This window comes from Paenibacillus sp. 8b26, from assembly GCF_050626875.1.
In the GTDB taxonomy this organism is placed as follows: domain Bacteria; phylum Bacillota; class Bacilli; order Paenibacillales; family Paenibacillaceae; genus Paenibacillus.
The window spans coordinates 2,225,438-2,248,256 of sequence record NZ_CP192445.1 but is presented as its reverse complement, the minus strand read 5'-3'; the positions used below and the strand labels follow the sequence as shown (position 1 = coordinate 2,248,256).

The 22,819-nt window shown below is 47.8% G+C and carries 25 protein-coding genes; 19 read left to right on the top strand and 6 right to left on the bottom strand.

The genetic code is table 11. From position 1 onward, the window contains the following. Positions 1-85: 85 nt before the first annotated feature. Entirely contained in the window at positions 86-1,321 is a 1,236-nt protein-coding gene (locus ACQ4MX_RS10145; RefSeq protein ID WP_431090420.1) for a serine hydrolase, read from the top strand. 3 nt (positions 1,322-1,324) lie between these two features. On the opposite strand, the gene ACQ4MX_RS10140 is transcribed toward ACQ4MX_RS10145, so the two are convergent. Beyond that, positions 1,325-1,522, bottom strand: coding sequence for a hypothetical protein (locus ACQ4MX_RS10140; RefSeq protein WP_431090419.1), 198 nt, complete (start codon positions 1,520-1,522; stop codon positions 1,325-1,327). A gap of 162 nt (positions 1,523-1,684) precedes the next feature. On the opposite strand from ACQ4MX_RS10140, the gene ACQ4MX_RS10135 reads away from it, so the two are divergent. Together ACQ4MX_RS10135 and ACQ4MX_RS10130 are read left to right on the top strand one after the other, a co-directional pair. Beyond that, the gene (locus ACQ4MX_RS10135) at positions 1,685-1,978 is read left to right on the top strand and encodes a putative quinol monooxygenase (protein WP_134911171.1); all 294 of its coding nucleotides are present in this window, start codon (positions 1,685-1,687) and stop codon (positions 1,976-1,978) included. A gap of 45 nt (positions 1,979-2,023) precedes the next feature. Then, complete coding sequence (locus ACQ4MX_RS10130) at positions 2,024-2,848, top strand: aldo/keto reductase (protein WP_431090418.1); 825 nt, start codon at positions 2,024-2,026, stop codon at positions 2,846-2,848. 65 nt (positions 2,849-2,913) lie between these two features. Here the strand turns inward: ACQ4MX_RS10130 and ACQ4MX_RS10125 are convergent, their stop codons facing one another. Together ACQ4MX_RS10125 and ACQ4MX_RS10120 are read right to left on the bottom strand one after the other, a co-directional pair. After that, the gene (locus tag ACQ4MX_RS10125; protein ID WP_431090416.1) at positions 2,914-3,570 is read right to left on the bottom strand and encodes an SdpI family protein; all 657 of its coding nucleotides are present in this window, start codon (positions 3,568-3,570) and stop codon (positions 2,914-2,916) included. Further along, positions 3,567-3,878, bottom strand: a complete 312-nt coding sequence (locus ACQ4MX_RS10120; protein ID WP_025715558.1) for an autorepressor SdpR family transcription factor — start codon at positions 3,876-3,878, stop codon at positions 3,567-3,569. Before ACQ4MX_RS10120 ends, ACQ4MX_RS10125 begins: the two co-directional genes overlap by 4 nt. A gap of 234 nt (positions 3,879-4,112) precedes the next feature. On the opposite strand from ACQ4MX_RS10120, the gene ACQ4MX_RS10115 reads away from it, so the two are divergent. The 10 genes from ACQ4MX_RS10115 (at position 4,113) to ACQ4MX_RS10070 (ending at position 14,470) form a co-directional block, all read left to right on the top strand. Further along, positions 4,113-4,739: an alpha/beta hydrolase gene (locus tag ACQ4MX_RS10115; RefSeq protein WP_431090415.1), complete on the top strand. Its 627-nt coding sequence runs from the start codon at positions 4,113-4,115 to the stop codon at positions 4,737-4,739. 118 nt (positions 4,740-4,857) lie between these two features. After that, positions 4,858-5,082 (top strand): small acid-soluble spore protein Tlp, encoded by a 225-nt coding sequence (gene tlp / locus ACQ4MX_RS10110; RefSeq protein ID WP_044647028.1) that lies wholly within the window; start codon positions 4,858-4,860, stop codon positions 5,080-5,082. 241 nt (positions 5,083-5,323) lie between these two features. Beyond that, a complete protein-coding gene (locus ACQ4MX_RS10105; RefSeq protein ID WP_044647029.1) occupies positions 5,324-6,616 on the top strand; it encodes an ABC transporter substrate-binding protein in 1,293 nt (430 codons plus the stop codon). A gap of 27 nt (positions 6,617-6,643) precedes the next feature. Beyond that, the gene (locus ACQ4MX_RS10100) at positions 6,644-7,606 is read left to right on the top strand and encodes a carbohydrate ABC transporter permease (protein ID WP_431090414.1); all 963 of its coding nucleotides are present in this window, start codon (positions 6,644-6,646) and stop codon (positions 7,604-7,606) included. 3 nt (positions 7,607-7,609) lie between these two features. Further along, a complete protein-coding gene (locus ACQ4MX_RS10095; RefSeq protein WP_431090413.1) occupies positions 7,610-8,449 on the top strand; it encodes a carbohydrate ABC transporter permease in 840 nt (279 codons plus the stop codon). 211 nt (positions 8,450-8,660) lie between these two features. Further along, complete coding sequence (ilvA, locus tag ACQ4MX_RS10090; RefSeq protein WP_431091296.1) at positions 8,661-9,950, top strand: threonine ammonia-lyase IlvA; 1,290 nt, start codon at positions 8,661-8,663, stop codon at positions 9,948-9,950. 199 nt (positions 9,951-10,149) lie between these two features. Then, positions 10,150-11,124, top strand: coding sequence for a glycoside hydrolase family 43 protein (locus ACQ4MX_RS10085; protein ID WP_431090412.1), 975 nt, complete (start codon positions 10,150-10,152; stop codon positions 11,122-11,124). Positions 11,125-11,323: 199 nt separating this feature from the next. Beyond that, a complete protein-coding gene (locus ACQ4MX_RS10080; RefSeq protein WP_431091295.1) occupies positions 11,324-12,409 on the top strand; it encodes a FecCD family ABC transporter permease in 1,086 nt (361 codons plus the stop codon). Then, positions 12,409-13,434, top strand: coding sequence for a FecCD family ABC transporter permease (locus ACQ4MX_RS10075; RefSeq protein ID WP_431090411.1), 1,026 nt, complete (start codon positions 12,409-12,411; stop codon positions 13,432-13,434). Before ACQ4MX_RS10080 ends, ACQ4MX_RS10075 begins: the two co-directional genes overlap by 1 nt. Positions 13,435-13,522: 88 nt before the next feature. Then, on the top strand, positions 13,523-14,470 hold the full coding sequence (locus ACQ4MX_RS10070) for an ABC transporter substrate-binding protein (protein ID WP_431090410.1): 948 nt from the start codon (positions 13,523-13,525) through the stop codon (positions 14,468-14,470). Positions 14,471-14,738: 268 nt separating this feature from the next. Here the strand turns inward: ACQ4MX_RS10070 and ACQ4MX_RS10065 are convergent, their stop codons facing one another. Beyond that, the gene (locus ACQ4MX_RS10065) at positions 14,739-15,167 is read right to left on the bottom strand and encodes a hypothetical protein (RefSeq protein WP_134911159.1); all 429 of its coding nucleotides are present in this window, start codon (positions 15,165-15,167) and stop codon (positions 14,739-14,741) included. 197 nt (positions 15,168-15,364) lie between these two features. Between ACQ4MX_RS10065 and ACQ4MX_RS10060 the strand changes: the two genes are divergently transcribed. The 3 genes from ACQ4MX_RS10060 (at position 15,365) to ACQ4MX_RS10050 (ending at position 17,725) form a co-directional block, all read left to right on the top strand. Continuing rightward, the gene (locus tag ACQ4MX_RS10060; protein WP_431090409.1) at positions 15,365-15,664 is read left to right on the top strand and encodes a hypothetical protein; all 300 of its coding nucleotides are present in this window, start codon (positions 15,365-15,367) and stop codon (positions 15,662-15,664) included. 346 nt (positions 15,665-16,010) lie between these two features. Continuing rightward, complete coding sequence (locus ACQ4MX_RS10055; RefSeq protein ID WP_431091294.1) at positions 16,011-16,835, top strand: alpha/beta hydrolase family protein; 825 nt, start codon at positions 16,011-16,013, stop codon at positions 16,833-16,835. 92 nt (positions 16,836-16,927) lie between these two features. After that, positions 16,928-17,725 (top strand): dioxygenase family protein, encoded by a 798-nt coding sequence (locus ACQ4MX_RS10050; protein ID WP_431090408.1) that lies wholly within the window; start codon positions 16,928-16,930, stop codon positions 17,723-17,725. Positions 17,726-17,819: 94 nt separating this feature from the next. Here the strand turns inward: ACQ4MX_RS10050 and ACQ4MX_RS10045 are convergent, their stop codons facing one another. Both ACQ4MX_RS10045 and ACQ4MX_RS10040 read right to left on the bottom strand, forming a co-directional pair. After that, positions 17,820-18,746 carry a hypothetical protein gene (locus ACQ4MX_RS10045; protein ID WP_431090407.1) on the bottom strand — a complete coding sequence of 309 codons (927 nt, stop codon included), beginning with the start codon at positions 18,744-18,746 and terminating at the stop codon, positions 17,820-17,822. A gap of 292 nt (positions 18,747-19,038) precedes the next feature. Then, positions 19,039-19,557: a DoxX family membrane protein gene (locus tag ACQ4MX_RS10040; protein WP_044647040.1), complete on the bottom strand. Its 519-nt coding sequence runs from the start codon at positions 19,555-19,557 to the stop codon at positions 19,039-19,041. A gap of 243 nt (positions 19,558-19,800) precedes the next feature. Here ACQ4MX_RS10040 and ACQ4MX_RS10035 point away from each other — a divergent pair, with 243 nt between their 5' ends. The 3 genes from ACQ4MX_RS10035 to ACQ4MX_RS10025 all read left to right on the top strand — a co-directional run bounded on the left by ACQ4MX_RS10035 (position 19,801) and on the right by ACQ4MX_RS10025 (position 22,712). Continuing rightward, on the top strand, positions 19,801-20,901 hold the full coding sequence (locus ACQ4MX_RS10035) for a DUF3048 domain-containing protein (RefSeq protein ID WP_431090406.1): 1,101 nt from the start codon (positions 19,801-19,803) through the stop codon (positions 20,899-20,901). 192 nt (positions 20,902-21,093) lie between these two features. Next, positions 21,094-21,708: a DUF47 domain-containing protein gene (locus tag ACQ4MX_RS10030; RefSeq protein WP_014279877.1), complete on the top strand. Its 615-nt coding sequence runs from the start codon at positions 21,094-21,096 to the stop codon at positions 21,706-21,708. A 14-nt stretch (positions 21,709-21,722) separates the two neighbouring features. Further along, complete coding sequence (locus ACQ4MX_RS10025; RefSeq protein WP_431090404.1) at positions 21,723-22,712, top strand: inorganic phosphate transporter; 990 nt, start codon at positions 21,723-21,725, stop codon at positions 22,710-22,712. The last annotated feature ends 107 nt before the right edge of the window (positions 22,713-22,819 follow it).

The window sequence follows — 22,819 nt, the reverse complement described above, 5'->3', positions numbered from 1 at the left end:
CTTTGTTTTCGTTTACAATAGAAACTGAAGTATAAAAATGGGAAAATAAACCTGTATGCTGAGTGCATACGGGGGGAGGTATATAGTGAAACGAAAGCAGCTTGTGATCATAGCGATGGGCTTGGCTGCGGTACTCATCGTGATTGGTATGGCAGTGGGATTGCCATCATCGAAGCAGGACAGAATGGCTAATACCCCGGATACTGTTCGGCCCGCAACTGCCATTGCAGCTGACGCTAAGGAGGAAACGATTGAGCAGGATAGCGCCCATCGCGTGCTGCGCTTTTTAGAGGAACATCCAGAGAAAGCATCCATTACGATTCTGAGGGATGGAAAGAAGCTGGCAGGTCGTGAGGAACACCGGATGATGCCCTTGGCGAGTACAGTCAAGACGGTGATTGCGGTGGAATATGCCAAGCAGGCGGCGGCAGGTACAATCAACCCGGATGAACGGATCAAGCTGACTGCGCTGGAGCGATTCTATCTACCGCGTCTGAATGGTGGCGCACATCCGGCATGGTTGAAGGAGATGGAAGCCAAAGGACAGTTGAAGAACGGAACCGTATCTATGCGCGAAGTCGCTAAAGGGATGATTCGGTTTAGCTCCAATGCCAATACCGAGTATTTAATGGACAGACTGGGCTTGGAACAGATTAACCAAACGAAAACTACCTTGGGACTCCAGGATCATGATCCGATTTATCCATTTGTATCTTCCATTCTGATTCCTTATGAATGGATGAGAGAGACCCAGGGACGGGCATGGGATGGTGCAAAGTATAGCAATTCTGCCAAAGCAGCCGTTCAAGCGATGTCTGATGTGCAGTTCCGCCAACATGCCCAGATGATCCATAACAAGCTGGCTCGTGATACGAGCGGTTCTTATAAGAGAAATGCCGCTATCGCGACATGGTATGATCGGGAATTTGATCGAATGAATACGGAACGTTTTATAGCTTCGACGACGGCGGATTATGCGTCCTTGATGAGTAAGCTGAATAGCCGTCAAGGCTTTACTAAAGCCGAGCAAAAATTATTGTCTGAGGTCATGGAGCAACTGATGGATCATCCGGAAAATCAGGAATGGCTACAACATTCCGGACAAAAGGGCGGATCTACCGAATATGTCCTCACCCTGGCCATGTATGCGACGGACAAGGAAGGACATTCGACGGAAATGGCGGTCTTCTTTAACGACCTGGACCCGTTCACGAATGCCTCCTTGCAAAATATGATGAATGAATTTAAAGAACGGCTATTGCGTGATGAATCGTTCAGAAAAGAAATCAATCAGCGCATTGGTGTACAGGTGGAAATGTAACCCCTACCCGTTGCCTTTTTGCTTGCGTTCCCGTAACAGCAAATACAGATAGTACGGTGCGCCAATAATGGCTGTCACGATGCCTGCGGGAATTCCATACAGGGCAGAGAGGTGAGCATATATCGAAAGGATGATCCCAACAGCCCGGTGACCACCAGCACTAAAAGGGATATGAAAAGGATTAGTTTTGTCTGAAAACACACGTGCATTCACCGCTGTCAAGCAAGATATAGGAGGGTCGATCGCCTGATTTTCTCTCCAACACGATCCATTTTACTGTATTACAGGAACGCCCGCACTTTTAATCTGTCGAATGAATGGTCTATAATAGAAATAGTTACATAATGTGAGGAGGAAAATATCATGATTATTATTCATGCTGATATGAAAGTTTTACCTGAAAAAAGAGAGGCTTTTCTGGAACAAACCAAGGGTTTGATTAGCGCATCACAAGCCGAAGAAGGTAATGTACGCTACACGCTGATGCAGGATCTGAATGATCCCAACGCTTTTACCATGGTTGAAGAGTGGAAAGATGCTGCTGCTGTAGATTTCCATAACAAGTCTGCCCATTTCCAGGCATTTGTTGCCGCAGCTAAAGAATTGCTGGCTGCTCCGCTTCAAGTCAATGCTTTTCAGGATGCAACAAAATTGTAATCAGCCCGTTTTCTAAATCATAATCAGGAACAGGAGGAGATAGACATGGGGAACATTGCGGATACAACTGTACTGAATAATGGAGTTCAGATGCCTTGGCTGGGTTTTGGTACGTACAAGGCGGAAGGCAATGAGGTCTACGAAGCAGTCAAAACGGCCATTGAGGTGGGCTATCGTCACATTGATACGGCGGCGATCTATGGCAATGAGGAATTGGTTGGACAAGCCATCCGTGACAGCGGGGCGGATAGAGAAAAACTTTTCATTACCACCAAGCTGTGGAATGAGGATCAGGGCTTCGACTCAACACTGCGTGCCTTCGATGAAAGCCGTAAGCGACTGGGTCTGGACATCATTGATCTGTATCTCATTCATTGGCCTGGCAAGGACAAGTACAAGGAAACCTGGAAGGCATTTGAACGCCTGTATGAAGAAGGAAGCGTACGCGCTATCGGAGTCAGCAACTTCCAAGTTCACCACCTCGAAAACCTCCTGAAAGATAGCAACATCGTGCCTACAATCAACCAAGTGGAGCTTCATCCGCGTCTGACACAGCAAGAGCTGCATCAATACTGCCGGGAGCACCAGATTCAGCTTGAATCATGGAGTCCACTGATGAAGGGTAAATTGACCGAGCAAGCGGATATCGTTGAGATTGCTGCAAAATACGGCAAAACCTCGTCGCAGGTTATTTTGCGCTGGCATCTGGATCGGGGTATCGTGACGATTCCCAAATCTGTAACCGCACATCGTATCCGCGAAAATGCTGATTTGTTCGATTTTGAACTGACGGCAGAGGATATTAACCGAATCAACGCACTTCATCTTGATGAGCGTGTGGGCACTCATCCCGATAAGCTGTTGTTCTAGTTTTAGAATGAAAAAGAACCTTCAATTCCACGTGTATCGTGGTTTTGGAGGTTCTTTGTTTATCCCTACTTTTGATTTAATTTGCGATAAAGGAGGAAGGAGTAGAGGATGGGGGCGACGACGGATATACCCATTCCAGTGAGAAAAATGACCGTTCCCGCCGCTCCACCGACCCATGCCGCCACCAGGCCCGAAGCACCACCAAGCATCATCATAGGGCCGCCGAAACGGTGCGTTTTACGCCATACCTCCGGGTTCTTCAGCGTCCATAGTGTGCGGATGCCGAAGAAAAAGTTAGGCTGTACCTGAGTCAAATAATTACCCAGCACCAGCAGCATCAGGCCCAGCACTCCATAAATGATTGTAACCATCTGCAACTGATAATTCAGGTTATACAGCAGCATTCCCCAACCGGCTATAGCGAGAATGAGCGAAGTGCCTACACGCGTAACCTCATAGGCTTTAGCAAATTTCTCGAAATTTGCTCTGTTAGGGTCCATGTAGCGGGATAGCCGAAGGAGCAAAGGCACCAGCCCCAACAGCACCAGCATGAGAATAGAACTGTTTTTACTCATATACCCGTCTGCTGTATTGTCAAAGCTAAAATGAGAGGCCAGCACATCGGGAAGCCGGTTATACAGCAGTAAAGCGCCTATAGCAGGTGATAAGGCAATCAAAGTCGTTAAAACATCCATAAAGCTCCATCTCACAGGTGATTTCATTCAGATTCCTCCGTATCCTTGGTGTCCTTCGAATTTTGTTTTACAGGGGCATCAGATTGGGCGATGCTGAACATCCAACCGATGACATCCGCTACAACCGTTGTATGCAAGGTGTAAATAATGCTTTGTCCCTGTCGCTCATCCAGCACAAGTCCCGCCTGCTTTAGCAGATTCAGATGGTGGGATATGCTGGGCTTGCTGATTTGAAAATGCTCGGCGACATCGCCTGCGCTCATGCTTTTCTCTTTCAAAAGCTGCAATATTTTGCGCCGGGTCGGATCGGCCAAGGCTTTAAAGGCATCATTCAATTTTTGCTCACTCCTTTAGATATTTAGATAATTCTCTAAATATATAATACAATAGTAAAATAGAGCTATGATACTTGTCAACGGATAAATACATCATTTTAGAAAAAGGTTTAGAGCAGGTTTGCTGATTTCGATTGTAAAAGGTCGGGAAGTTCGCTATAATTCATTTATACAAAAAATAAGATTCTTAATGTTAAATGAATATACTGAATACTTATTAAGGAGGAAATAGATATGAAACACGTTTTCCGTAAAGGAAGTAATCCACAAGCCCCGGTGCTATTGCTGCTGCACGGTACCGGCGGGAATGAACAAGATTTGATACCATTGGCTGATTTGGTTGCACCAGGAGCATCTGTGTTAGGCGTGAGGGGAAATGTGCTGGAAAATGGAATGCCTCGTTTCTTCCGCCGTTTGGCAGAGGGGGTGTTCGATATAGAGGATCTTGTATTTCGTACCAAAGAACTGAGCGAATTTGTGGATACGGCTGCGGGGCAATACAATTTTGACCGCAACAACGTCGTAGCTCTCGGGTATTCCAATGGAGCGAACATAGCGGCCAACATGCTCTTTCACGATGCCAAAGCGCTGCGCGGGGCTATTCTCCATCATGCGATGGTGCCGTTGCGTGGATTGAATCTGCCAGACTTGAATGGTGTTCCTGTCTTCCTGTCTTCCGGTGAAAACGACCCGATTGTTCCGGTTGCGGAATCCCGTGAACTGCAAACCTTGCTGGAAGGCGCAGGCGCGCAGGTAGATGCACATTGGGAACGCAATGGTCACCAATTGACCCGTACCGAGGCCGAAGCCGCAGGCAAGTGGTTTGCAGAGCATTTTGTCCTGAATGACCTGGAAAAATAATAGAAGTTACTCCGTTTCATTAATAATGGCGCAGGAATGCATAAAATGATCCGATAACGATCAAGCTACGGATTAGCGCTCCAGTGAGCGATCCCATTATTAGGAGGAGACAAACGAAATGGCAAAACCAGATAATCGAGCCGATAATGTTGAACATTTGCAACAAAGTATCCAGAATACACAGCAGAACCTGTATGAAGCTGAAGGGTATCTGAATGAATTTTCCTCTGAAATCAGTGACGAGGAGCGTAAGCAAATCGAAGAAAAAAATAACCGCCGCAAAGAAAGTATTAGATCGTTTCGTGAGGAAGTTAAGGACGAGGCAGCACATTCCCAAGAATAGGTAGAAGGGCGCGACCCACTCCGAATTTTAATTGGAGCCGGGTCGCTTTTTTATGCAAAAATCATCATATCCCCATTCAATTCAATTTCCCCCTATAATGCAATGTAGACGCTAGTTTTGCGCTAAAAATGTATTTTTTATAAATAATGTTCTTGTAAACTAATTTGGCTTGATGTTAAATAAGAAAGAAAGCGCAATCATTTTAAGGAATCATCTTTTCATCATGCGAAGGGGGAAGGATATGCTGCTGCGAAGAAAAAGCATGGCGTTGATGCTCATGGCGGTGGTTCTGCTGGCTGGACTGCTGCAAGGCTGTTCTTTCAAGGCCGACGAAAAGGATGGGCCGGGAACTGAACTGGTATTGTGGACGTTTAATGAACTGCATGAGAAGTTTTTTCTGCAAATGGCCGACCAATGGAACCAACTGCACCCTGATGAACCGATTATTTTGAAAGCGAATACATTTCCATATGATAACCACCACAGCAAGCTGTCGATTGCGTTGCAATCAGGGGTAGGGGCACCGGATATTGCGGATATCGAGGTGAACAAGATCGGTAATTTCCTCAAAGGGATACCGCAACTGGTTCCGCTCAATCCGGTGATTGACCCGGAGATGAAAAACATTGTGCCTTCCAGAGTACAGATTTACGGTAAGGACGGGAAGTATTACGGTATTGATTTTCATGTCGGAGCCGAAGTGATGTATTACAATAAAGAAATTTTGGATCAGGCGGGGGTAAACCCGGATTCTATTGTGACATGGGCAGATTATGCTGCGGCGGGTAAGCAAGTGCTGGCGAAGACGGGCAAGCCGATGGCGACCGTAGAAACGAATGACCTGTGGAATTACTGGCCGATGATCTCCCAGCAAAAATCGGATTTCCTGGATGACAAGGGTGAACTGACGCTGGATAACGAAACGAATATTAAAACACTTGAATTTCTCCAGCAGATGGTGAAGGACAAAATCGCCATTCCTGCTCCGGGCGGTGGACACCATATGGAGGAATACTACGGGTTTATGAACAAAGGCGGAGCCGCTTCGGTGTGGATGCCGATGTGGTATATGGGACGTTTTACGGATTACATGCCTGACCTGAAAGGGAAAATCATCATCCGACCGTTGCCAGCGTGGGAAAAAGGCGGCTCTCGTTCAGCGGGGATGGGCGGAACCGGTACGGTGGTCACGAACCAATCGAAGCACCAGGATCTGGCGATGCGTTTTCTGGCTTTTGCCAAGCTGTCCAAGCAAGGGAATGTAGAGATATGGAAGCAGCTCGGCTTTGATCCGATCCGCAGTGAAGTATGGACGTTGCCGGAAGTCAAAGCGAAGAATAAGTTTACGGATTATTTCGGAACGAATATTTTTGATACGCTCATTGAGGTAAAAGATGAGATCAATGCGGTGCATATCGGACCGAAAACGCCTGATATCGCCAGTGCAGTTCGCAATAAAATACTTTACCGAACACTGCTGAATGGCGAAGATCCGGCCACGGTGCTGCATGAGCTGGCAGATGAATTGAGATAGACCTCAACAGGAAAGGGAGTGAGATTCATGGCAACGCCCGTTCATACGAACGCAAATGTACCGACAGGTCAGCCGCCGAAGCCTCAGCGTCCGACCAGAAGCCGATGGAGCCGCTTTATTCATTCCAGCCGCACGGCGCCGTATGTGTTTGTCCTTCCGTTTCTACTGTCTTTTGTGCTGTTTTTTGCGTACCCGGTCATCTCGACAGTCATTATGAGCTTTCAGGAAGTGCTGCCTGGCATAACGACTTATGTCGGACTGGAAAATTATAAAGATTTGGTCAATCCCACGTTTGGAAAAGCGATTCTGAACAGCGTCCTGTATACCTTGCTTACGCTGGTGGTGCTGATTCCGCTGCCGCTGGTGCTGGCGGTCCTGTTGAATTCGCCTAAAATGCCAGGCAGAGGTCTGTTTCGCTCGGTGATGTTTATACCTGCACTGACCTCGGTCGTGGTGGCGGGGACGATTTTCCGGCTCATGTTCGGAGAACTGGACGGTTCGCTGATGAATTCCTTGCTTGGTGTGTTCGGCCTGGAGCCGTACAAATGGCTGATGAACGCCAACACCGGATTTTTAGCGTTGATCGTACTGGCCTTGTGGAGATGGCTGGGTGTAAATATGCTGTATTACATGTCGGGACTGCAAAACATTCCCCCCGAGCTGTACGAAGCCGCGCAGATTGATGGAGCCAGCCGCTTTGATTCCTTTTGGCGGATTACGATTCCGATGCTGAAACCGGTGACGATCTACGTATTTACGATTAGTATCTATGCAGGGTTGTCGATGTTCACGGAGAGCTACATGCTGTGGAACGGGAACAACTCTCCGAATGATATCGGCTTAACAATTGTCGGTTATCTGTACCGTCAAGGTCTGGAGCAAAACAGTATGGGCTTCGGAGCCGCAGTGGGTATTGTATTGCTCGTATTTACGCTGCTGCTGAACCTGGTCCAGCTCAAATTTTTTGGCTTGTTTCGGAAGGAGGACTAAGCGATGGTTCAGAAGCAAAAAGGCGCGTTATCCGCACTGCTCGTTGTTCTGTTCATCCTGTTTGCAGGGTTTGCCCTGTTTCCGCTATTTGCCGTGACGCTTGCCTCCTTCAAGCCATCGACGGAGCTGCTGCGGTACGGCTTGAATCTCAAGCTGGAGTGGAGCATCATGTCCTTGAAAAATTACGCGTTCATCTTTCAGGGGACGACGGATTATTTTCAATGGTACTGGAACAGTGTTGTGATTACCGTCCTATTTACGGTGCTATGTCTGATATTGTCCGCCATGGTGGGCTATGGACTGGAAATGTATCGTTTCAAACTGAAAAATGTGATTTTTACGCTCGTACTGGTCGTGATGATGATTCCAGTAGAAATTATTATGCTTCCACTCTATAAGCTGATGATCGGCATGAAGCTGATCAACACGGTATGGGGCGTCATTCTGCCATTTGTGGTCGCGCCGATTCCGATCTTTTTCTTCCGTCAATATTTGAGCGGGGTACCGAAGGATTTTATGGATGCTGCACGGGTTGACGGCTGTTCAGAGTATGGCATTTTCGTGCGGATTATGATGCCTCTGATGGCGCCCGCATTCGCAGCGATGGCTATTTTGCAGGCGATGAATAGCTGGAATAACTTCCTGTGGCCGATGATCGTACTGCGTACCAACGATATGCTGACACTGCCGATTGGTCTGTCCAGTCTGTTGACGCCGTATGGCAACAATTATGATGTGCTAATCGCCGGGTCGGTGCTGGCTATTTTGCCAATTCTCGTCGTGTTTCTGTTCTTCCAGCGTTACTTTATTGAGGGAATGACCGCAGGCGGGGTAAAAGGATAATGTTCCATGCTATTAAGGGAACGATTGAATAAAAGAAACGTATAACGTCAGGAAAAGCAGGTCGGGGATCGTCCCGGTCTGCTTTTTTTGAATATAATTGATTTTCATTCTCATTTTCATGCTCTATAACCTGCACAAGCTATAGGTAAACGTGGTATGATATTTGAAAGATTTCAAATACAGACATATTCAGGCGGAGCGTGGAGAACCTATGGAACCAACAGAAACCCAGAAAACCGATCCGGCCCCGATGACGTCAACCGTCAGCATGGAGGATATTGTACGGGCGCATCATATGCTGCGTGAGGTTATTGTACGTACACCTTTGCAGCGGGATGCCGTCCTGTCGGCCAAATATAACTGTAACGTGTATCTGAAAAGAGAGGATCTCCAGGTCGTGCGGTCCTTTAAAATCCGTGGAGCCTACAACATGATTCGCAGCCTGACTCCCGAGCAGATGGAAAAGGGCATCGTGTGTGCGAGTGCGGGGAATCATGCGCAAGGTGTTGCTTTTTCATGTAATGCGCTGGGCATTCACGGCAAAATATTTATGCCGAGCACAACACCCAATCAGAAGGTGAAGCAGGTTCGTCGCTTTGGCGGCAGCAGTGTGGAGGTGATCCTGACCGGGGATACGTTCGACGATGCATACGATGAGGCGATAAAGGTGTGCAGCGAGCAGGAGATGACCTTTATCCATCCGTTTGATCAGTCGAAAATTATAGCAGGCAACGGTACGATTGCGATGGAAGTGATGGAAAGTTTGGATTCGCCAGCGGATTATGTGTTCGTGACCATTGGCGGTGGCGGTTTGGCGGCAGGCGTAGGCACGTATTTCAAAACGGTCAGTCCGTCTACCAAGGTAATTGGCGTAGAGCCGCTTGGCGCGGCGTCGATGACGGAAGCGATGCGTTTGAACAAGGTGGTTACGCTGGAGCAAATAGACAAGTTCATTGACGGGGCCGCTGTTAAGCGTGTCGGTCAGTTAACGTATGACATTTGTACACGTACCCTGGACGATATTGTGAAGGTGCCGGAAGGTAAGGCGTGTACTGCGATTTTGGAATTGTATAATGAAAATGCGATTGTTGTGGAGCCTGCGGGTGCGTTGCCTGTAGCAGCATTGGATATGTATCGTGAACAGATTCAGGGCAAAACGGTTGTCTGCATCGTCAGCGGTGGCAACAACGATATTGACCGTATGCAGGAGATTAAGGAACGGTCCCTGATTTACGAAGGACTGAAGCATTATTTTATGGTAAAGTTCCCGCAAAGAGCAGGAGCGCTGCGTGAGTTTCTTCAGGATGTGCTTGGACCGGACGATGACATCACAAGGTTTGAGTATACGAAAAAGAACGACAAGGAGAACGGCCCGGCGCTGGTCGGCATTGAGCTGTTTCACAAGGAAGACTACCTTCCTTTGATTGAACGAATGAACCGCAAGGGGCTCGAATATACGGAACTGAACAAAAACGAAAATCTGTTTAATATGCTGATTTAACAAGGGAGGAGCCTAGGGGCTCCTTTTTTGTATGAACAACATTATGCGTAGTTTGGGAATTTCCTATGATTTGAAATAAAGCGTTTACAAAACGGAAGTTAATAGGTTAATATATGGGTAACTTCGTAAGTATAAACACTAATGTAATATGTGTGTCAAATGATTTCTATCATATGGAACTATTTCGGAGGTGCGTAGAATGTTGGAATCTTGGAAAAAATCAGTGCGGGGTAAAATAGCCCGAACGGCGTTTGCCGCCGTAACCTCGGCTGCGTTGTTGCTATCCGTGATGCCATCCGCATCGGCAGAGCATTGGGCATTAACTGGCGATGTGGCGGTACATGATCCATCCATCACGAAGGAAGGCAATGCGTGGTATATTTTCTCCACGGGTCAGGGAATACAGGTACAAAGGTCGGATGATGGACGCAATTTTTACAGATTGCCGCAAATCTTCTTATCACCGCTATCCTGGTGGAAATCGTATGTGCCTAATCAAACTACGAATGATATATGGGCACCGGATGCTCAAAAGTACAATGGACGAGTATGGGTTTACTACTCCATATCTACTTTCGGGTTCCGCACTTCGGCCATCGGATTGACTTCTGCAACGAGCATAGGAGCAGGGAGCTGGAGAGATGACGGGCTGGTGCTGCGTACGACGCAATCTGACGATTACAATGCCATTGACCCGAATCTGGTCATTGACGCTTCCGGTAACCCGTGGCTTTCCTTCGGTTCCTGGAACACAGGCCTGAAAATCACACGTTTGGACAAAAATACGATGAAGCCTACAGGGCAGATTTATTCCATCGCGAAGCGTACCGCTGGTGGTCTGGAAGCTCCACATGTTACATACCGAGACGGTTATTATTATCTGTTTGCTTCCATTGATAACTGCTGCCAGGGCGTAAACAGTAATTACAAAATTATTTACGGTCGCTCCACCAGTATTACTGGACCGTATGTGGACAAGAGTGGTAAAAAACTGATGGATGGCGGCGGAACCATATTGGATGCGGGGAATGACCGTTGGAAGGGACCGGGCGGTCAGTCCATTTATAACAATAGTGTGATTGCGCGTCATGCGTATGATGCCACTGATAACGGAAATCCAAAGCTGCTGATTAGTGATCTGAAATGGGACTCCGCAGGTTGGCCTACGTACTAAAAAATGTGGGCTACATGGAGTCATCCATATAGCGATCTTACCTAGGTATATCCAAAAACTGTTCCTCATAGGAGGAGCAGTTTTTGGCTTGCAATGTCATAGAAACATGCTATTATAAATCAAGTTGATAATAATTATCATTATCGCCATCGTCATGAGCGTTATGGTGGTTTCAGGTATGGAGGGAGTGGCCTCACGAATGCAGTTTAAAGGCAAAACGGACAAACATGCGGCTCGTACAGAAGGCACAACTCCCGAAGTAGTCTTGGTAGCCCGTCCTTTACTCCGGGCGGGCCGGATTCGGCAGGCGCTGCTATTCATAGGTTCTGCTGTGCTGCTGGCCTTGGCTATGTTTGCCGCGATTTCCCTTGGAGCCAAGGACTTGACATTAGGCACGGTATGGGCGGCGATATTTCACTATGATCGTTCATTGATGACACATCAGATCATTCATGAGCTGAGATTACCGCGTGTGCTGGGGGCGGCTGTCATCGGAGCTGCACTGGCGGTGGCAGGCTCTCTGATTCAGGGTATTACGCGCAACCCGCTGGGAGATACAGGTGTGTTAGGCATTAACGCAGGAGCGATGTTTGTGGTCGCTGTAAGTTTTGCCTTTTTCCCCAACCTTCCTTATGGGACGTTAATCGTATTGTCATTCCTCGGGGCGCTGATGAGCACCTTGCTGGTATTTGGTCTGGGAGCTTCCGCGCCCGGAGGATTGACGCCGATGAGATTGACGGTATCTGGAGCAGTGACGGCTGCTCTGCTAGGCTCTATGACTTCGGGAATTGCGATTTATTTTGATCTGAGTCAGGATTTGGCCTTTTGGTATGCGGGTGGTGTCGCCGGAATCAAATGGTCTCAGCTTGAGATTCTTGCGCCGATTTTGCTGATTGTGATCGCCTGGTCTATGGGGCTGGCACGCTCTATTTCACTGATTTCGATGGGCGATGAGGTGGCGCTGAATCTTGGATTAAATCTCAAGCGTATCCGGCTGCTGGGTCTGTTGACCGTGGTGGTACTGGCCGGATTGTCCGTGTCCGCAGCCGGGGCCATCGGTTTTGTAGGGCTGGTTATTCCGCATATCGCCCGCAAGCTGATTGGTGTGGATTACCGCCAAATCGTACCGCTGTCTGCGTTATTGGGGGCTGTGCTGCTGGTGTTGGCTGATTTGGGGGCGAGAATGGCGAATCCGCCCGAGGAGCTCGCTATTGGAATTATGGTGTCCTTTATCGGAGTGCCTTTTTTCCTCTTTCTTGCCCGTAAGGAAAGGAGGGATTTGTAATGATTCGCTCTTTAGGAACCGGGGATGCAAGAAGGACAAAGGCTTTGATCGTCTGCTTGGCTTTGGCGGCGATCAGCTTTGCCGTCATTGTATTGAGTTTGAATACCGGAACGATTCGTATTCCACCGCTGCGTGTGCTGGATACACTGTTTGGTGGTGGCAGCGGGCGTGATCATATCGTCCTGTTCGAATACCGTCTGCCGCGTATCGTTGTAACGGTATTGGCCGGGGCTGGATTGGGAGCAGCTGGGGCTGTTATGCAGGGCTTGTCGCGGAACGCACTCGCTGACCCGGGGGTGCTGGGGCTGCACGCGGGGGCTGCGTTAGGATTGGTGATGTTCGTCAGTTTCTTTCGCGATCTTGAAGGATCGGCAGCCGTGCTGATCCCCCTGTTTACTTTTGCAGGAGGTGTCGTGGCGGCGGTGCTGATTGTGCTGTTGTCCTACAACCGGAACAAAGGAATCGTGCCTGTGCGTCTGATCCTGTCCGGCATCGGTGTAGCCTCGGGCCTCAGCGCGATAACGCTGTATTGGTCCTTGCGACTCGATGAGGATACTTACGCGTTCACCGCACGTTGGTTGGCTGGCAGCGTATGGGGCCGGGACTGGATACATGCGGCGGCTTTGCTGCCGTGGATTGTTATTGTGCTGCCTTACGTTCTGTCACAGACGCGCAGCCTGAACAATCTGTCGCTGGGCGACGAGACGGCGGCTGGAATCGGCACGAGTGTGAAACGGCAGCGTCTGTTGCTGCTGGGAGCAGCCGTGGCTCTATCCAGCGCCAGTGTGTCCATGGCCGGAGGCATTGGCTTCATTGGGCTGATTGCGCCTCATCTGGCTCGCCGTCTGGTTGGGCCAATGTATCAGCATTTGCTGCCAGTGGCCTGCTTTGTCGGAATCGTCATTTTGGTCACCGCGGATACGATTGGACGCTCTGTGTTTCAGCCGAATGCGATTCCGGCGGGTGTGGTGGTTGCTGTGGTAGGGGCTCCGTATTTTTTATTTTTGCTGTCCCGTACGAAATGACAGATGGAATAGGTACATAAACCAACAAGCTGAAGCTTTCTATATAGATCATTTTATATGGAGCTTTTATGACATAGGAGGAATAGTAATGACAAAAAATGGTTCCAATTATTCAGGATTCAAGCGTTCGTGGGTGGGCATGGTTCTTATTTTATGTATGGTGGTGCTGTCCGCTTGTGGACAAGCAGCAGACAACAAAGCTGCCGATACGAAAGCGGCGGACAACGGTGAGAAAACGGTCAGCGCGGATTCGCGTATTGCTTCTATGTCCATTCATTTAACGAACAATTTGCTGGCGCTGGGCATTACTCCGGCTGGTTCGGTCATCGGTGGAGATGTTAAGGACTTTTTACCCCATGTAAAAGATCGTCTCCAAAATACCCGCAAGCTGGGCGTTGTCACAGACCCGGATATGGAAGCCGTGCTGGAGCTGCAACCTGACCATATTTTTCTCGACAAAAAATATTCGGGAACCGATGTAGCCAAGTATGAAAAAATCGCGCCGACCGAGGTCTTTGATCTGGACGAGGGCACATGGAAGGACCAACTGAAAAAAATAGCCGTTATGGTCAAGCATGAAGCACAGGCGGACGCTTTCCTAAAAGATTACGATGCCCAACAGGAACGGGTTAAAAAGCTGATCCATCAAAAAATCGGCGACGGAACCGTGATGGCTATTCGTGTTACGGCGAAGGAAGTCCGTGTGATGGGCATGAAGCGCCCGGTAGGACCGCTGTTGTATCAGGATTTGGGCTTGAAGCCAGCCAAGGGTGTGGAAAAGATTAACAAGGCATATCAGGTCGTATCCCAGGAGGTTTTGCCGGATTATGATGCCGATGCGATCTTTGTCATTATCAGTAAAGGAGCGGATGCCCAAAAGGTGTATGCGCAACTGGAAGGAAACGCGGTATGGCAAGGACTCAAAGCAGTGAAGCAGGGCCATGTCTACATGCTGGACGGACAGCCTTGGCTGGACTATTCGGCAATGGGACACAAAATCGCTCTGGATAATGCAGAGCAACTCTTTTCCAAATAAGCTTTAACGTACATCAAAGCCGTATTCCCAATGCACTTATTGCAGGTGGGGAATACGGCTTTTTGGCGAACACCTAAGCTGCAAGTCGGATGCCAGATAGATTATTTTATACGGATGTACAAGCGCCAGTATGGCACAACTCCGGGGCTGCAAACACGACAGAAAAGACAGGGCCAATCGTAATTGGGAGTTGTAAGAGTTGTAAAATAACCAAAAGAGCCGCCGCGAACAAAAATCGGGCAGCTTCGGTATACATGAGGATTGCGAGTTATGAACGTTTTTTGCGCAAAAAAATCGGCTTGAGTCCAATAAAGCCGATGGCGGCAAGGATCAGATTCACCCAGGGTGAAATGCTGAACACGGGCAGTGCGCTGCGCAGGGCCAACCCTGCGACCAGAATCACCACGACTAACACGACATACAGCAAGATGGACTTGAGGTCTATGCGGGGCTTCACGGGCGTATAGTCTTGCTGTGCTTCCTCTCCTTCTTCCGGGCGGTCCATAAAATTCATCAGCGCTTCAACCAGCAGGATGGCTCCTGCGGCGATGATGATTAGGGTGGACAGGTTAACTTTTTCAAAAGGAGCAACATCTCCGCCTGTAAATGTTACAAACCATCCGATGATCGCCTGTGTCAAAAAAAACATGGACAAGGCAATCCATGCAATAAGCGTATAATTTTTGGCTTTATTCATTGCTTCCTCCTGCTTTGCGGGCGTATTCCGGTCTGGCGGAACCGCCAATCCGTAACAAAAACAGTATACGTGAGTAAGCTGCGGATGGCAAAAGGCTTTGTCTGCGCAATGTATATTACCGCTGCATTCTCCTCAAACTGGATAAAGGGTGAGCACGCGGAGCATCCTGAATGTAAATGTGGAGAGGATGTGGCATCATGAAGCTGGATAAGCAGGCGGATTATACGGTTAATAAACGGCTGGAGGCCGCTCCAGTTAGAAACAGCGTGGAGGCCTTGCCTGTGAACGTGAGTCATCGGAGCGTTCAGGGGACATCCCCGACGTACCGTATTCTGAACGATGCTGAATGGGCTCAGGATACCGAGTTTGCAGGTGATCTGGGTGAAGAGAGCTACCGCAGCTTATGGCATGAGGATCAGAATAGCGGTGTCTCTTGTAGGCTGGAGTGGGAGGGGCGTACGGAGACCCACGAAATGTTCAGGAACAGCTACGAATAGTCTGCGGGATGAAAGTAATTTTCCCCGTCAAGTAATGCAATATGGCGCTCTCCGTTATTCGTTGCGGGGAGTGCCATTTGTTCCCTTTTTCTCCGTTATAACTGACAGGTTGACAAGGAAGCAGGGCAATGATAGACTGACTTTACTATAAAACTTATTAAACTTATCGGAATTAAAGTGAATGGATATTTTACTGTGTATCCATGTTACAATATACGTTTGACATATTCGCTTTAAATCATTAGTTATCAATCAGTAATCATTACGAGAAGCTTCGCAAGGTAGGGTTGCCCATGCAGCATAGCAGCTTGGTGACGGTGAAGCTTGAAACAGGGGGACAATCATGATGGAACGGCAAATTGGAATTCGCTTTGAAAATGAGGAGCTGACCGCAACGATTCATTATCCGAGCAATCCGAATGAAGGAGACCGTCAGAGACGGGTACCGCTCGTAGTGATATGCCACGGATTTGTGGGCAATCGTATTGGGGTAGATCGGTTATTCGTAAAGACTGCACGTGAGCTTGCGGAAGGGGGATATTTTGTCCTGCGCTTTGATTTTGCCGGTTGCGGGGAAAGCACGGGTGACTACGGCAAGCAAGGGCTGGAGTCGATGATTAATCAGACACGTACCGTGCTCGATTATGCCGTGAATTGTGCAGACATCGACCCGACCAAGGTGACGCTGATCGGTCACAGTTTGGGTGGCGCGGTCGCCCTTCTCACAGCAGTACGGGACAAGAGAGTACAAAATCTGGTGCTTTGGTCGGCGGTCGGCTACCCGTTCAATGACATTGTTAAAATTACGGAGCGGAGCGTGTACGATGAATCCGTGAAAAGCGGTCAGGCCGACTATTTGGGCTACAAGTTCACACCTACTTATTTTGAATCGCTTGCCCAGTTCCAGCCGTTTCAGGAGGCCGTCAAGTTTAACGGGGATGTGCTCGTTATTCACGGAACCTCGGATGATATCATTCCTGTGGACTATGCGTTCCTGTTTCAAAAGGTATTTTGGATGCGTCCAGAGGGACGTTGCGACAAAGAAATTATTTTTCAGGGAGATCATACCTTCTCTTCCGGTAAAGAACGGCAACGGTTGATCGACCGGACGCTGGAATGGCTGGATGAGCAGGAGAATATTCAGAGGGATTGGCAGCACTGGATGATCTGATTTCAGGCTGTAACGGATTGTATTGGAAATTGCGCCTCCACCGGAGTAAAATGGAAGAGTAACACTATACTGGCGTGTGGAGGTTGGCAGCGATGACATTACCCTCAATTTTTGTTGCGCATGGTTCACCGACACTGGCTTTAGAAAACAATGCATACACCAGCTTTCTTGCAGAGCTGGGCGCGAGCCTGCCCCGACCCAAAGGAATAGTCATTTTTTCCGCGCATTGGGATAGTGCTGATCAATGTATCGGCGCGGATGATCAGCATGCAGCGCTGCACGATTTCTATGGCTTTCCTGAACAAATGTACACACTCGATTACCCTGCACCAGGCGATCCGAAGCTGTATGAGGAGATAGAGCATCTATTCAGTCAGCATAACCTGTTCCACCAGCCGGTTCGGAACCGGGGACTGGATCATGGAGCATGGGTGGTTTTGCGGCATATATATCCTGATGCGGACATCCCGGTCGTCCCGCTCTCTATTGATTCTAGGCGTGCTCCGCAGGAGCAGTATGAGATTGGGCGGATGCTGGCACCGTTGCGTGAACAGGGCATTTTGATCATCGGTAGCGGTGGGTTGGTCCACAATTTGCGAACACTCAAGCAGACGAATGAGCCTGCGGATTGGGCGGTTCAATATGATGACTGGATCGGTCAGCAGCTTCAGGACTGGAATTTGCGTCATTTGTTCCAATATGACAAAAAGGCTCCTTATGCCAAACAGGCGGTTCCCTCTTATGGGATAGAGCATTTTTCACCGCTGTTTTACGCGATGGGGGCTGCGGATGATCAGCGCTCGGCGAAGAAGCTTTTTCAGTCCTATGTCCTGGGCTCACTGAGTCTCAATTGTTGGGCTTTCGGTCAAGAACGTGATACGCAAATGTGAAAAAGAACTTCCGAATCCACATGGCTAGTGGGAATGGAAGTTCTTTTGTGTATATAACGGGAGTTACTGTAGGGTGTGTTCCTGTAAAACTTGATCAGGAAGTGGGTACGTTCTTTTTCAGCCAGTCGGCTACCTGTGCAGTATGTTTATCCCCGTTTTGATCCAGTAGTGCCACGAAGGCTTTTAGTTTTTGTACATAAGGACTAGCTGAGCCACTGTTGCGTTGAATTACCAGTTGATATCCTTTTTTGGCGTTTGGATGAATCTTCTTGGTATCGTAATCGAATAATGGCGTATTGTTTGTGCCGTAGAAGGTATAGAAATAATACAGATCATGGAATTCTTTGACAGCTAGTGTACGGTTGGAATGAGGATATTTGTTTAAAAAGTCTTCCTGTGCCAGCACCCGTCCAGACAACTGCTGATATCCGATATGCAGCGCGGCATCCTTGGTAGCCGCCTGTCCAGATTCCACTGCCATGATGTCAATATAGCTGCGGATATCTGCCGTGGTGTGCTTTCCGAAAACTTTATATTTTTCATAGTTTATGACAGGATAATACATACCTTCTGCGGTTTCCAGTTTGTATTCGGCATCTCTGGTTTGGGTCAGTAATTTCTTCAGATTCGTATCTTTGGTGCGGCTAATTACATTTGTGAACGAATCGCCGGGTTTATAAATAGTATTGATTTTGGTCTGAACAGAAGCTGGGTATAAGGCTTGTGAATAAGAATCCAATTGCTTGGTCTGTGCATTTTCCAGATGAAGCGTCATGATGGTGGCTTGAGAGGCTGGAACGGATTGAATGTGTTTTTGCAAATAAGCGAATGCCTGAGGTAGCTTGCCGGGTTGACGCAGCAGTTGCTCGAAGGTCTTGGAGATACCTTGAACACTTTCCGATTGAGACGTTGTTGTAGTCGATACTGCTGCTTCGGCTTGTGATGGGTATCCCAGCCCCATAGTTTGTACTGTGAAAGTTACTGTCGCGAGCATGAGATAGGCTTTGGTAATCTTTTTCATGATATAACCCTCCATGGTTTTCTTTGGTGTAACTGTAGTGTATAGGGGGAATGTATCGTGAGCATTCCGGATTGTATCCAACTTGTAAACGTTTGGGGAAATGATGAATCGGATATAAAAAGGGGATTTCAAACCGGGAGGAGGGGTAGCAACATAACTGCAAGAGAACGAAACTTATAAGCCAGAATGGAGCATCGTAGCTGCACAAAGCTGAAACATATAAAACAAAGCAGCATTGCTGCACAAAAAAACAACCATTAGCCCGGAGGGTAACGGTTGTTTTTTGGGTAGCTTAAGCTATTTTTCGAGCGGGATCTGCTGGAAAGGTATCTTTATTTTTACGGAACAATCCACGCAGGAAGGGCAGTACCCAACGATCCAAGCCAATCCGTCCAGCGTTTGCGCCAGCAACGACAAGGAAGATTTCAAACAGCAGGTAGATTGCATTGGTGCTTACTGTGCCCGAGAACAGGAACGAGAAGTTCATGACCATTGCCATCAGAGCAGCTAATGTAGTCAGTGTACCAAGAAGCAGGCCAACTCCGACCAGGAATTCACCCAGTGGGATCAGTACGTTGAACAAACCGACATTTGGCAGGGCAAAGGCTTCAAGGAACGATCCCCACCAGCCTTGTACAGCGGGATGTTCTCCGCCTGTTTTAGCAATGGCCCCCGAGATAAATCCGCCTGCATCGAATCCGCCAGTCAGCTTCTCAAGTCCATGGGTCATCCATTCATATCCCAGATAAACCCGTACTACAGTCAGCAGCCACATTGCTACTTTATTTTCACGCAACCAGTTGTTAAACATTCAAACCACTCCTCTTTCGTATCTTATAATGTTGTTTGTATTTCATTTGGTTTGGGATGATCATCTCTGCTACACCCTTATTGTATTAGGTTCAGTTACAGTTATTTGTGATAAAAATCACAAAGTCTGAATATTTTTTAAATTTTAATGTCTTCATATAAGTATTCTATAGAGATGAGGTGTTTCAATCAAGACAAAAACAGGAAATAACGCTTATAATGAGAAAAATGTCTAACTGGAGGGATGAACTTGTCCGGGCCCATTTTCAATCGAAGACGATGGTTGCGTGTGATGACCTCGGTTTTGCTATGTATGACCATAATGTCTTGTTCTGCTTTGTCCAAATCGGGTGAATCAGAACCCGCACCTCAACCGCTTAAGCAAGAAACACAGCCGGAGGCGCTTGAGCCGTCCAAGGAACCGACTATTCCGGCATTTACAGCTCCGCTTACGGGTCTTCCGGTGCAGCAGCCTGTTCTGGAACGACCGCTTGCCATTATGATTAATAACGCTCCAGCCGCACGGCCTCAGGCGGGACTTAGCGAGGCGGACATGGTATATGAAGTTCTCGCGGAAGGTGGAATTACCCGTTTGGTAGCTTTTTTCCAAAGTCATGGCGGAGATGTGAAAATAGGTCCGGTCCGCAGCATCCGGCCTTATTTGATTGAGCTGGGTGAAACTTATGGGGCATTGCCGATACACGCCGGGGGAAGTACAGATGCCTATGCGATTTTACAGCAGCAGCGAAAGGAGCATCTGGATGAGATTTCGAATGGGGGAGCTTACTTCTGGAGAAGCAAGGATCGCCGTCCCCCACACAATCTGTACACAGATGTGAACAGACTTCGCCAAGGAAGCGAAAGCAAAGGCTACTCCAGGCAGACGGTGGTTCCGGTATATAACTACCTTAAATCCGGTGAAACCTCGGTCATGGGAGACGAGGATGCAGTATCTTTACAAATCCGCTTTTTGCTTAAAAGCTACAAGGTATCTTACACCTACGATCCGTCTGATCAGCAATATAAGCGTTTTGTGAACGAAAAGTCACATGTGGATCAAAACAATAACAAGCAGCTCTCTGCGACCAATGTCATTGTGATGAGCACAAGGCACCAAACGCTGGATGATGTAGGCAGATTGAGCGTTGAGCTGAATGGCAGTGGAGAGGCCATGGTGTTTCAACAGGGACGGCTGATACATGCTGAGTGGCAGCATTCATCCGGTGATGCGATTCGTTTTATGAAAAATGGAGTTGAAATTCCGTTAGTACCAGGTACATCCTATATACATGTGGTTCCTACGGACGTTTCGTTGAACGAGCATGTAAGTATAGAAACAAAGTAAAGTGGATGAAGTTCACCTTTTAAGGTAGATATTGTCGGATAATGCACTTCCTTGTCGGGCAATGTATACTTAATATTGTGAAATTTGCCTTTACAAACTTTACAAAAACATTGATGAGTGTGATAAGATAGCAAAGGTTGTCTAATGCAGTCGAAACAGGTTGCGGATATTTTCGTAAAGGGGTAATCGTTAATGAGATTGAAGAAAAAGGATATATTCTTCGAGACGTTGGAAAATATGGCAGATACAATCGTGCAAGCAGCCGATTATTTTGCCCAACATACTTCAAATCTTCAAGATGTGGTTCTGTTTACTAATGAAATGAAGAAGTATGAAAATAAGTGTGATGATTACACACACACGATTATTACTGAGCTGAACAAGACCTTCATTACGCCGCTGGAACGCGACGACATCATGGAACTGACAACGACCATGGATGATGTGCTGGACGGTCTGGAAGCGACGGCCTCTCGTTTTTATATGTACAACATTACGGAGCCGGACGAGTATATTGTGCAGTTCGCTGATATTTTGCGTCAGTCGGCTTATGAAATCCAGAAGGCTGTACATTTGCTTTCACAGAAGAAGCTGCTGGCCATCCGTGAATACACCATTCGCCTGAATGATTTGGAAAATCAGGGGGATGAGCTGTTGCGTATTTGCATCAAAAACCTGTTTGCAACTGTAACTGATCCCATTGAACTGATTAAACGCAAAGAATTGTACGAACGCCTAGAAACGACAACGGATTCATGCGAGGATGTTGCAAATATGCTGGAATCCATCATTATGCGTAACTCGTAAGGGAGTCCTTTTACATGGATACAAGTTTACTGGTATTGGGTATTGTTATTTTTCTTGCTCTGGCATTTGATTTTATTAACGGTTTTCATGATACAGCGAACGCTATCGCAACCTCGGTATCTACCCGTGCGTTGACGCCGCGTCGTGCGATTATTATGGCTGCGGTCATGAACTTTCTCGGAGCCATATTGTTTACAGGGGTTGCCAAGACGATTGGTGGCAGTGTCGCTGACCCTACCAAGCTTACGAACGGGATTGATATCGTCATTGCGACACTGATCGCAGCGATTATCTGGAATCTGCTCACATGGTGGTTCGGTATTCCTTCATCCTCTTCCCACGCCTTGATTGGTGCGCTGGCCGGGGCTGTGTATGTAGGTGCGGGATCAGAGAAATTGAACTGGAGCGGCTTCATCGGGATTGTTGAGGGACTTATTTTCTCCCCGCTGATTGCTTTTGTAATTGGTTATATTGTAATGATGATTTTAAAATACATCTTCGCTCGTCGCAGTCCGCATACGGTGAACAAAGGTTTTCGCACGATGCAGGTCATTACGGCAGCGCTTCAATCGTTTACTCACGGTACGAATGATGCCCAAAAGGCAATGGGGATTATCACATTTGCACTCGTTTCGGCGGGGTATCAGGATCATCTGGAAGTGCCGATGTGGGTTAAAATTTCGGCCGCAACAGCAATGGCGCTCGGTACGTCCATTGGGGGCTGGAAGATCATCAAGACGATGGGCACCAAGATTTTTAAAATCGAACCGATCAATGGCTTCGCCGCTGATATTTCCGGTGCATCGGTTATTTTCACAGCCACATTGCTTCATTTACCGGTAAGTACCACTCATGCCATTACTTCGGCTATCTTGGGCGTTGGTTCTGCGAAGCGTTTTTCCGCTGTGCGTTGGTCGCTGGCTGGTCGCATTGTCATTACTTGGGTTATTACGATTCCAATTGCTGCCTTATTGTCAGGTTTGATTTTCAAAATTCTTTTTTAGTTCATCATTATTTCTTGGAAAATAAGTACACACTATAGGATACACAATAAGCTTCCGTCCGCTTTTTGCGGCAGGGGCTTATTGGCATTAAAGGGGTAAAAACAGGT